General features: G+C 39.6%; 10 protein-coding genes. All 10 read right to left on the bottom strand.

The window, feature by feature from the left end; genetic code table 11:
• On the bottom strand, positions 1 to 3,049 hold a 3,049-nt coding region (locus ACGHCK_RS11105), incomplete at its 3' end, for a KxYKxGKxW signal peptide domain-containing protein (protein WP_394304569.1).
• Positions 3,050 to 3,284: 235 nt separating this feature from the next.
• Entirely contained in the window at positions 3,285 to 4,154 is an 870-nt protein-coding gene (locus ACGHCK_RS11100; protein WP_202231456.1) for a glycosyltransferase family 2 protein, read from the bottom strand.
• Positions 4,147 to 5,901, bottom strand: a complete 1,755-nt coding sequence (locus ACGHCK_RS11095; RefSeq protein WP_271328456.1) for an SP_1767 family glycosyltransferase — start codon at positions 5,899 to 5,901, stop codon at positions 4,147 to 4,149. The genes ACGHCK_RS11100 and ACGHCK_RS11095 overlap by 8 nt, the downstream gene beginning before the upstream one ends.
• On the bottom strand, positions 5,894 to 6,880 hold the full coding sequence (locus tag ACGHCK_RS11090) for a sugar transferase (protein WP_251423815.1): 987 nt from the start codon (positions 6,878 to 6,880) through the stop codon (positions 5,894 to 5,896). The genes ACGHCK_RS11095 and ACGHCK_RS11090 overlap by 8 nt, the downstream gene beginning before the upstream one ends.
• Complete coding sequence (locus tag ACGHCK_RS11085) at positions 6,880 to 7,755, bottom strand: glycosyltransferase family 2 protein (RefSeq protein WP_251423818.1); 876 nt, start codon at positions 7,753 to 7,755, stop codon at positions 6,880 to 6,882. The genes ACGHCK_RS11090 and ACGHCK_RS11085 overlap by 1 nt, the downstream gene beginning before the upstream one ends.
• A 250-nt stretch (positions 7,756 to 8,005) precedes the next feature.
• Positions 8,006 to 8,305 (bottom strand): hypothetical protein, encoded by a 300-nt coding sequence (locus tag ACGHCK_RS11080; RefSeq protein ID WP_251423821.1) that lies wholly within the window; start codon positions 8,303 to 8,305, stop codon positions 8,006 to 8,008.
• A gap of 24 nt (positions 8,306 to 8,329) precedes the next feature.
• Complete coding sequence (locus ACGHCK_RS11075) at positions 8,330 to 8,641, bottom strand: hypothetical protein (RefSeq protein ID WP_202231461.1); 312 nt, start codon at positions 8,639 to 8,641, stop codon at positions 8,330 to 8,332.
• Positions 8,638 to 10,284, bottom strand: a complete 1,647-nt coding sequence (locus ACGHCK_RS11070) for a lipase family protein (protein ID WP_251423824.1) — start codon at positions 10,282 to 10,284, stop codon at positions 8,638 to 8,640. Before ACGHCK_RS11070 ends, ACGHCK_RS11075 begins: the two co-directional genes overlap by 4 nt.
• Entirely contained in the window at positions 10,277 to 10,717 is a 441-nt protein-coding gene (locus ACGHCK_RS11065) for a hypothetical protein (RefSeq protein ID WP_271328455.1), read from the bottom strand. Before ACGHCK_RS11065 ends, ACGHCK_RS11070 begins: the two co-directional genes overlap by 8 nt.
• Positions 10,718 to 10,768: 51 nt before the next feature.
• A complete protein-coding gene (locus ACGHCK_RS11060) occupies positions 10,769 to 11,059 on the bottom strand; it encodes a WXG100 family type VII secretion target (protein ID WP_202231463.1) in 291 nt (96 codons plus the stop codon).
• Between the last annotated feature and the right edge of the window lie 576 nt (positions 11,060 to 11,635).

Raw genomic sequence — 11,635 nt, 5'->3', positions numbered from 1 at the left:
CACTTACTGACTCAGACACGGACTCTGATACGGATTCTGAAACTGATTCGCTTACTGACTCAGATACAGATTCACTCACTGACTCGGATACAGACTCAGATACAGATTCACTTACTGATTCAGACACGGACTCGCTTACTGATTCTGATACAGACTCAGATACGGATTCACTTACTGATTCTGATACAGATTCACTCACTGACTCAGATACAGATTCACTTACTGATTCAGACACGGACTCGCTTACTGATTCTGATACAGACTCAGATACAGATTCGCTTACTGACTCAGATACAGATTCACTTACTGACTCAGACACGGACTCTGATACGGATTCTGAAACTGATTCGCTTACTGACTCAGATACAGATTCACTCACTGACTCGGATACAGACTCAGATACAGATTCACTTACTGATTCAGACACTGACTCGCTTACTGATTCTGATACAGACTCAGATACGGATTCGCTCACTGACTCAGATACAGATTCACTTACTGATTCAGACACTGACTCTGATACGGATTCGCTCACTGACTCGGATACAGATTCACTTACTGATTCTGATACTGACTCAGATACAGATTCGCTTACTGACTCAGATACAGATTCACTTACTGATTCAGACACGGACTCGCTTACTGATTCTGATACTGACTCTGATACGGATTCAGATACAGATTCACTTACTGACTCAGACACGGACTCTGATACGGATTCTGAAACTGATTCGCTTACTGATTCAGATACAGACTTGCTCGTTGAAGCTGACTTGCTTACTGACTCTGATACAGACTTGCTCGTTGAAGCTGACTTGCTTACTGACTCTGATACAGACTTGCTCGTTGAAGCTGACTTGCTTACTGACTCTGATACAGATTTGCTTGTTGAAGCTGATTTGCTTACTGACTCTGATACAGACTTACTTGTTGAAGCTGATTTACTTACCGACTCGGATACAGACTTACTTGTTGAAGCTGATTTACTTACCGACTCGGATACGGACTTGCTTGTCGAAGCTGATTTACTTACCGACTCGGATACGGACTTGCTTGTCGAAGCTGATTTACTTACCGACTCGGATACAGACTTACTTGTTGAAGCTGATTTACTTACCGACTCGGATACGGACTTGCTTGTCGAAGCTGATTTACTTACCGACTCGGATACAGACTTGCTTGTTGAAGCTGATTTACTTACTGACTCAGATATAGATTGGCTCGCAGATGTAGACTTACTTACTGACTCAGATATGGATTTGCTTACTGAATCCGATACGGATATTGATGTTGAAATCGAATTTGATTTCAGCGATTCTGACTCTGATTGTGATGTAGAGTCACTTGGAATGGACTTAGCATTAATACCATTTAGGTCATAGCCTGATATAGCTGTCGCAGTCCCTGCTGATCGTACATAGGTAATACCATAACGAGCGTGCATAGCCGCAGATGCTGAATCCATCATGATTTGCTGCTTAGAAGTAGCCCCTACGAGACTAATTTTTAAATTCGCTAAATCATTTGCAGTACCAGAATAAGGTGTTGTGAAGGTAAATGTGTGGCTTCTAACCCCTTCTTTAGTTTGTGACACATACTCTTTTCCCGTTGCACGTACTGGAGATGAACCCAGAGGTTTCGCTTGAGCAGCAGTAACTACAACTGTGTTCTGCCCATCAATCTTAACATTAGTTGGAGCACCTAAATTCGGATCCGAAGAGACATCAATAAAGAGGCCTGTATAACCCCCATCTGTCTTCCAAGTCTTTGTTGTTAAAACACCACTTGCATCATAAACTACAGTCCAATTGATTGATTTTGTCACAGGATCGTAAACAGCTGTGACACTTTTCATTGTATTTTCAGACTTAGGAGTTCCTCCACTCCAAATATATGAATAAGCATTTTCTGAGAAATCGTTGATATTAAAAGCCGTTTTCGAACCAGTTGTTACTGCGCGGAAGCTTGATCCAACTCGTCCAAGACTTTCAAAAGTCATTCCATTCTCTGCTGGGCGTGGCATGATAGAAGTTAAGCGAATGTGTTTTGCCTTACCATCAGCAGTGGTAACTTCATAAGTCAACCCATTACTTGCTGTGACATATCCTCCTGTTACAGCTATAAAGTCAGGGTTTTGGGAAATCTGACTTTGAATAGCCTCTTCTAGTGCATCAAGCAAAGCCTGCATAGCAGTCAGCTGATCCAGAGAAGGATCTAAACTCTTTGTGATATCTTGGGCTTTTGATAAAGAAACATAAGCAGGCGCTAAACCTGAAAGCTCAAGACTCTCAGCGGTAGCTAGTGTTCTTTTTAAACTAGCTATAGCAGTATTCAAATCAAGGAGAGCTTTCTCTTTTTGAGCGGTAGAATCTGCTTCATTTATAGTTCCGTCATCCTTTGAAGCTTCCTTCTCATTCAGACTTCCCGCATTATCTATATCTGATTCCTGCTTGTATTTCCCTACAGTTGTTGATTCGCTTGATAAATTTGAAACAGAAATAGATTCTGAAGCAAGTTCACTAGACGAATGCAACACTGACTCAGAAATCGATTCAGACACAGATTCACTTACGGATTCAGAGACGGACTCTGAAACAGACTCTGATATAGACTCACTCACCGATACGGATTGTGATGTACTCAAACTGTCAGAAATTAAAAAAGACTGACTATCAGATGCTGTATCCTCTACTTTATCGGAGGCAGCACCAGATTCAGGCGTCATTGATACTTGATCTGTCAGCAAGGTAGACATCTCACTCACTTGAGTAACGGTATCTTCAGCCAGAACCTCATGTTGATCAACGGCCACTCCACCAGCCAAAGCCCCCAGTGCTGCTGCACCTTTAAGAATCGTGCTAGGTGAAACACTTGAACGATTCAAATCGTCCACATGAAGTGTCTTGTCTTGTGTACTTGCTCCTGTCAATCGGATGAGACCGATTTGTGACATGATCGTACGAACCCAATGTTTACCAGATTTGTACATCTTGACGCGAGTACGCCGGGACGTCTCGCCATATTCTCTTTTGTTTATACGTTTTCTCATAACAATCTATAAAAATCCTATAAATAAAATAAAATGGTATGTACAATCTATTATACTAAAATTTCACAAATTTTAATTTTATATTCCTCTTATATTTTTTTGAAAATCTTTTATTTTTTTTTTTTTTGTTTCATGTTTTTTACATTTATTTTTCTTGTTTTAACATTTCTCATCCCTATCCAGTTGTCTACACATAAAAAAGACTGAACCAAACCGTTCAGCCTTTAGAAATTTATTATTTTTCGAGTAATCGTATTTTTTGGAGACAACGCTGATATTCTCGCATCATACCTTTTTCAAGATAATAGTCAGCATGGAGTTGGAGTCTCCAGCGATATGCTCGCAATTCTGCCGAAGTATCGTAGCCGAGAAGTGTCAACATAGTAACCCGTTCTTCGATACTCTTCGTAGGGAAGACAGATGGTATATCTACCGTCTTAGTCACACTGGTTGAGCGTTTACGATGATAATAAAGACTAATATTGCTAAAAACGATACGTTCCGCCAAGAGGTAAAGCTTCCATGTCGTATAGTCGTCTTCAACTTTCTCTTCCCACGGATAAATAATGTTTTCAAAAAGACTAGTCTTATAAAGCTTACACCATGGTACAGTAAAACATTGACTGAGACAATATTGTGTATCATATTCTTTAGCAAACCACTCCTCTGGCGTATAAATCTTTTGATAATAATCCTCGGCCTGCAGATGAAAATGAAAAGCTTGCCTCTCCTCAATAAACTCCGTAAAATTGGCAATAGCAATATCGCTCCCAGTTTCAGTTAAAGAATGATAAAGGTATTCGATATGATTAGGCTCCAGCCAGTCATCATTATCGACAAAAAGGACATAGTCTCCTGTGATAAGAGGGAGCGCTGAATTACGTGCTGAACCAACGCCACCACCGCCGAGTGGCTTATGCACCAAACGAATACGCGAATCTTGTCTACGATAGCGTTCACAGACCGCCGCTGAACCATCCGTTGAACCATCGTTAACAAGAATAATCTCCAGATTAGTGTAGGTTTGTTGGATGATACTATCTAAGCAAGGCACAAGATAGTCACCCGCATTATAGACAGGAACGACGACACTTATCTTAGGCATCTTCTCCCCCGTTCTTCTTAAAATGTCGAATCAAATCAAGCTTGGTGCTAATGTCTTGGTAGAGAGTAATTTGGCCAGAAGCCATAGCATCTCGTTGGCATTTTTCGAGTCTTTTTTGGTAGGAGACAAGATGTTGAGTCGCATCATAACCCATAGCGGTAAGTAGGACAATGCGCTCCTCAGCGTTACGAATCATTCCCTCAACGTCCGTCTGCATACTATTATGAGAAAGACTCGTTGCATGTTGCGAATAATAATATAACCCTTGATTGATAAAAGCAATCTTATTGGCCTTGAGATAAAGCTTGTAGACTGTTGCATCATCCTCACGTAAACGGCCTACTGGAAAAACAAGCCCCTCAAAAAGTTCAGCTTTAAAAAGTTTAAATGTTGTTAATGTGAATGCTAGAAAGAGGTTGTTTTTAGGTACATTTTCCTGGTCAAGCCACTCTTGCACCGTATAGACCTTCTCAAAGAACATCTCAGAGGTGATAGAAAAAAGAAAACTTTGTCGTTCTTCATTAAACGAGTTGAAATTACAAATAGCAATATCGGCATCGTTATTTTTAGCCGTCTGATAGAGCCGCTCTAGATAGTTAGGCTCGACAAAGTCATCCGAATCAACGAAAGTAATATAGTCACCACTCGCTAATTCAATACCACGATTTCGTGCTGCTGATGGTCCAGCATTTTCTTGATGAATGAGATGGATACGCTGATCTGACTCAGCATATTCTTCACACAGTAAGCCGCTCCCATCTGTAGAACCATCGTTGATGAGAATAATTTCAAAGTTTTGATACGTTTGGTTCAGGAGTGACTTCATACAACGTCTTAGGTAGGCAGAAGTATTATAAACAGGAACAATGATACTAATAACTGACTCTGAAGACATCAGATTTTCCTTTCTTTCAATTGATGATGTAATTTTAGCTAAAATTTGACTCTCATAAAGACTGTCCTTTTCAAATACAATCGCCTCATCATAGTTAAATTCTGCTGTATGCTTATGATTTAATTTAACCTTATGAGTAGCTTTCATCTGAAACCACTCGTACTCTGAGTCGATATGACCGAGATCAATGGCCTGATAACCTTGCAGCATCAAGTCATAAGCAAGAACTTTTGCTGTTGGTCCAAGCATCAAAAGAACGAGTGCTTCCTTAGGCACACGCTTAACCTCTTCCAAAATAAGGTCATACTGGGCAAAAGCATTTCGCGAAGGACAGATGATACGAGATATAGACTTAGCAGCCGCAAACAAGCCATTACCCACACCAGAACATGATGTTTCTCCCTCAACAATGACAATATCCCGATTCCTCCAGAGCTCCTTTAAAGCATCAAAGGAGCTCTGCGCAGGGCTCTTATCCACCAAGTCAATGTAAGGGCGTGAGATAAAGGTTGAACCGTACCACGATGATTGACACGCCTTCAGGTAGAAATCGCCATACTTGGAAAAATGGTCAGCCCAAAAGGCACGCGCATTCGTATTGTAGCGTTCAAGATTGTTGAAAACATCTGGTAAGCAAACCATGAGTTTCTCATCACTCTGGCGGCTTAAGATCTCGCGCAAACGCCCAGCAAGTATCTCATCATAGTCTTGGTATGGAATACTGTGCCCCATCATGATATCGACTTCACCATCTCCAAAACGTGCCACACTCGCACCATGCGTTTGGACAAAAGATAAACTCTCTAATATTGGCAGCACAGTGATTTCTGATAAAGTATTTTTCTTAGTCACATAACACCTCAAATACCGCATTAGTTAACAGGCGGCGCGCAAAATACCCGTGCCGCAAAAGAGGATTGAACGCTCTCACCCGTTCAACCATTTTCTGATAAGTTTCCTCCGTCATGTCTCGGACGATAGTCGTCACCTCGTCCAAACTATCCACAACAATTCCCAGTCCATTTCGCTCAATAAGGTCCTGATTAGCGATACCTCGCTGTACAAAAACAGGAATACCTGCTGCTAAGAAAGCCCCGAGTTTATAAGGACAGTAAAGTTTTTGATAGTCCTTATCATGGTCATCCATCCAGACCAACCCAAAGCCACCACGTGACAGCTCTAGAAGTAATTGTTCATCGGGCATATATGGATGATGATAAACATTACTTGGTAATGCCACATCCTCACGTGAGTAAAGATGAAGAGGAATATCATAGTGCCATTGTTTCACAAAGCTGAAACGCTCCACTGACCCTGGAAAATGCAACCGTTTTTCAAAGACAGCTGGTAAACTTGGCACAGTCGTTGGATGATCCCACATTTTTTGGATGATGGCTTTTTTGACTGTGAGTCCCTGTTCTCTCAGCTTATCTAACATTTCTTGACTGGGAACAATGATAAGATCGGCCTTGTTATAGTAAGCAATCGTCCGTTCCATAAGATAATAATTCCCCGCAAACATTAAAGGAACCACATCATGCACAAAGACGATGATTTTTACACGATAGAGACGTAACTTGTCCATGAAGCGCTCGTCAAAGGATGTCGTATTCCAGGTTGGGGTTTGAAAAATGACAACATCACCCTGCTGCAGACCTGCTACGATACCATCCAGCCGTTTGGACAGTTCGACAGGTGAATCAGCTGTGATATCATAGCGGTAAATACCAAGCTCACGGTAACCCAGTGCTACAGCAATATCAGTAACCATATTTTGTGCTAACTGAGCAGAGCTTGCTAATCCATTGATATTTGTTATATAAACTCGCATTAATCCTTATATTTCTCCATTAAACGTAGACGTAACTCTAATTCCTTATAAGCTGGAATGTCGCCATTTCGTAATTTACTGTCACGATTGAGTTGGGCCCGCCAGAGATAAGCCTTAACTTCTCGTGAAATATCCCAACCAAGAAGACCCAAAACAGCTATTCGCTCCGCCACAGGCTCTACATCAAAAACTTTTGCTTGATCAGTCGTCTGTGTCATAGAACCTGCGTTCACACGGTAGACAAGACTCGAGCGATTCATATAGGCGATACGGTCAGAAAGGAGATACAACTTCCATGTTGTACGATCATCCTCGCCAAAGCCATTTTTTGGATAAGTAACATATTCAAACAAGGATTTCTTGTAAAGTTTACCCCAAGGCACTGTAAAACATTGGCTGAGATTATGTGGTGCACCGTATTGGTAAGCAAACCATTCTTCCGGCGTATAAACTTTTTCGTAGTAATCCTCATCACCAATGTGTAATTCATAACGCGCTTCATCCTCATAGTAACGCGTAAAGTTAGCAATCGCTACATCGCTCTGAGTACGTGTTATCAACTCATACAAATCGCTGACATGGTTAGAATCAATCCAGTCATCCGCATCTAAAAATAAAATATAATCACCTGTCGCCACCTCTAGAGAGGTATTGCGCGCAGCACCCAGCCCCCTATTTTCTGAAAGGTGAACAACCCTAACCCTCTCATCCATGGCTTTGAGTTGCTCACAAATCAAAGCCGACCTGTCTGTCGAACCATCATTAATTAAGAGAATTTCAAGGTCAGTATATGACTGTTGAAAAACGCTCTCAACACACTGTTTCACATACGCTTCTGCATTATAAACAGGAACAATGACACTAATTTTAGACATTTTAATCTCCTTCATATCAACAGTTACCCCTATACTATCATGCGCCCGCCATTTTTTCAATGTTCAGACATCTATTATAAACACTCATTAATAAAAAAGTGCACTGCTTTTTAAAAAGAGAGAGCTCCAAAGCCTTATTTAAAGCCATTACATTCTTGCAAACTTTGATATATTTTCTGGCTAGAAAGCAACATGTAAAAAAAGCGGGCTAATTAGACCCGCTGTATTTTACGCGTCAATGAAAAACGCCTCAAAAATCCCTCTTTTGATTGAAGTCGCGTTGTTCTTGAAGGCGTAACTCTTCCAGTTCTTCTCTTTTTTGTCTTAGGCTAAAATTATAGTTTTCTAAAACTTCCTCAAAAGGTTGACTCAAACCAGAGGGAACTCCTTCATCAAGCTCTCCATAAAAACTGTAGACATGGTCAAGAAGCTGTTGTGTTGTTTGCCTCATTTTCATTTGATAATCGTCCAACAGCTCTTCCGCCTCCTTGAGTTGTTTCATGTTGGCAGCATGTTCCTCTTCAATTTTCCATCTTGTATTATTATCCATGCGTTCATCAGCCTTTCTGATACATTATTTAATCGGACTTTTTAAATCCGGCTCAAATTTTTTGGACGTGAGATGCCTCTCTGCTGCCTCTGCAACTTTTCCAGTAAGGCCCTCTTTAAAACTTGACACTACTGTTTTCCCTGCAAAGTCTTTCATTTTCGCTTTTCGTTTTTCTAGCTTTGCCTTTAAAGCAGTATTTTCTGCCTCTATTTTAGACTTCTTAGCTTCTATAATACATTTTATTGCCTGTCTTTCTTGCTCTTTCTGAGCTTCCTTAAATTGTTGGTCCAGTGCAAAAATATCGAGATAGGCATTTGTTTTATATTGATTTGTCATTTCGTTGCTCCCCAATTTACTCGCGTTTGATTCATCAGTGTATTAAAACCTGCTGCCCCCTGAGAGTCTACTTGTTCAATATTCTGTACAATTTTCATTAAGGTTGCAGAGAATTCTTCAATTTCGGTTTGAAAAGTTCTTGCTTCCTGATTCGTATGTGCTTCAATATCTTTATCCCAAACGCTTGGAAGTTCAAGTTCAGTCAACAAGGAAAAGACCTCACTCGTCTCCAAGTAGTGCACAACATCACTGATAGCTTGAATCCCTTCCTTAATTTCTTTTTGAATTTTTTCTAAAGCATCTGACAGATCTGTTTTAACTTCATTTGTAAACTCTTCCGCCCGAATCATGGCATCTTGGGCAACACATTGTAACAACTCTACCCTCAATTCAACTTTTTGACTTCCACTTGCAGTTCGAATTCTATTTTGATAGTCCGGAATGTGTTTCGCATTCCATACTTTTGCTTTTTTATTTGCTTCAGAAACGATATCTTGATAAGATTTCTCAAACTCATCGTAAATTGCCTTGGCTGCAGCTGCTGTCAACCCCAATGCGATCAAAGCTGACACCCCACCTGATAGGGCCGCAAAAATCACCAAAGCCGATACACCTGAAATTCCTGCTGCTTCAATCTTTGAAACAGATTTCTCAATTAGATTTGCAAGCTGGTGACCTGCCGTTAACATTTCAGGATGAAAATTCTTGCTTGCCACTAAAGGGTTGTCATAGGCATCCATTTGGAATTCGCCAAAATCATGACTGCTCATTTTATCAAAAGTCGTACTAAAGTGTACAGGTACAATCACATTGACATGGCCAAACCGCTCTTCATAAGGTGCTGTCCGATTTAACATGCTTACCATATCAAAAGGATTGACATAATACGTTACTTTTTCACCAACTGCTTTAATCTCCTTATCTGAAAGTCCCATCTTTTTTAAGCTTTTGGTGACATCTGGACCATCAAACAAGACCACTTTTCCGATTGTATTAAAATCTTTTGGATAATCATGATAAAGTTTTGCGACCGCCTGCGCCGAAACCATTGTACCAAGAGAATGCCCAGTAACATTGAGCTTAGCACTAGGCGCTTGCTTTTTAATCTCCCCTATTTTAGAAACAAGGGCTTTATTCGCAAGTTTTGCTTGGGAAATGTAAGCATTGGTGAGTGCAAAGTTCCCGTCATTTACTACCCAGTCATTCAAATTTTCTATAGACATACTGTCGCTTCCACGCACCGCCAAATAGGTTTCCTTAGTTTCTTTGTTAAGTTTTGGAGTATCTGTCACAAAGTAAGCATTAAAACCTGCTTTTTCATCTGTCAATAATCCTTTTTGATAAGTACTGGTCACATAAGATTCTGTATGAAATCCTCCATTAGGATTAGGAACTCGTAAATCTGTAGTTACTTTCTCAATATGTAAGGTTTTATCCGGCTGAAGATAAACTACCCCATTGTTAGGAAGATTGGTCCCACCACGGACTTGCACTTCTCCTTTTTTGTTCAAAGCATTTTCGGAATAATTAATATATTTTTCTTTCTTTGCATTAGCTTTAGTCGGAAAATTCTTAGGGCGGCCATTATAAGCAGATTCAGCTAAGTTAGCATAAATATTATTGAAATTTTCTAAATTACTCATAAGGTTTTGCTCCCTCATCTATCGTAAAATCTTGCATCTGATAAAAATCATTCATATTTGGGAAAGATTTTCTACTCTCTAACTCAAAACCAATTTGAAAGTTTGAGTCTTCTATTTCATTGAATTTCCCATCAATAGTCAATATCCATCCTGCACCTTGTGGGGTGCCGTTGCCTATTTCTTGAACCTCAACAGTATCCCACTGCCATTGAACAGATTTTATCTTAGAATTCCAACCTTCCACTGCTTCCGTCATTTCTTTTTCATGTTTCTTCAAATAAGCAATTTGGTCATTTTTTGATGGTGTTGTAAAGTCTTTTGTCAAAAAAATATCAAACGGCGTTTTAAGCTGTGTCATTGCAGTAATCCCTCCAATCAATAAAAGAATAGAAATCACCAGTATCCATTTACAATTTATTTTTTTCTTATCCATTCTCTATTCCTTTTAAAAAAGTAGTCTCCTCAGACTACAAATTTCTTTGATTTAGAAGCCAAAACTTTGCGCATCCTGTGCATCACGTTCTGCAACTGTGTCCGCATATTTGTTGAGTTGTTGATTGATACTTTCTAGCAATTCTTCAAACTTTTGAACATTTTGATAGAGTTGGTTATATTGCTCCAAGTAAGCTTGGAAAGCTTGACCTTTCCACTCTTCCGCGATTGTGTTGTTCATCGAATTTACACGTTGAATCGCTTGCTCGATTTCTTCCTTAGATTGGATATAAACTTGCGCTTGTTGTTTGAGTTCTTCAGGTGTAACACTAATTGTTGCCATTTTTATTCTCCTTTAAAATAATATAATATATATAATAAAAATTATTACCCTATTTCATCGAGATATTCTTCATCTCTTTACTTCACAAGAAAATATTGTATAGAAAAATGAGAAAATACTATTGTTTTTCCATAATATTATTTTATCACCCTTGTTCATCTTTTGTCAAAAAACAAGTTAAAATTTTTCACTTTTTCATTTTATTTATATGCTTCTTCTTTCTCTAGCTAGACTTTTCAACTAAAAATTGTAGTCCTGAGAGCTTCGAGTAGCTCATCTTCTGAAAGAGTAAATAGAACGCTTCAAAACACAACGATAAAAACGCTCAACGACAGCATTCTTTAGTGTCATCAAGCATTTTTATCTAAAAATCGGATAATGGAAGTGCTCTCTCATCTCTATTTTTCTCAAAAAGACTTTAAAAAGTCGAAGTCCATGCACCGTCTTGATCGCGGAGGAGCATAGCTGGGGATTGAGGCATGACTACCGTTTTGAGTCCGTTCGCATGATGAAAGAAGTTAAATGAACCAGGTGAATCTACGCCTCCATTCACTACCCAAGGAAAGCTATCGTTAT

This window comes from Lactococcus muris, assembly GCF_042849115.1.
Taxonomy (GTDB): domain Bacteria; phylum Bacillota; class Bacilli; order Lactobacillales; family Streptococcaceae; genus Lactococcus; species Lactococcus muris.
The sequence above is the reverse complement of the archived record's forward strand: the minus strand, read 5'-3'. Positions and strand labels throughout refer to the sequence as shown.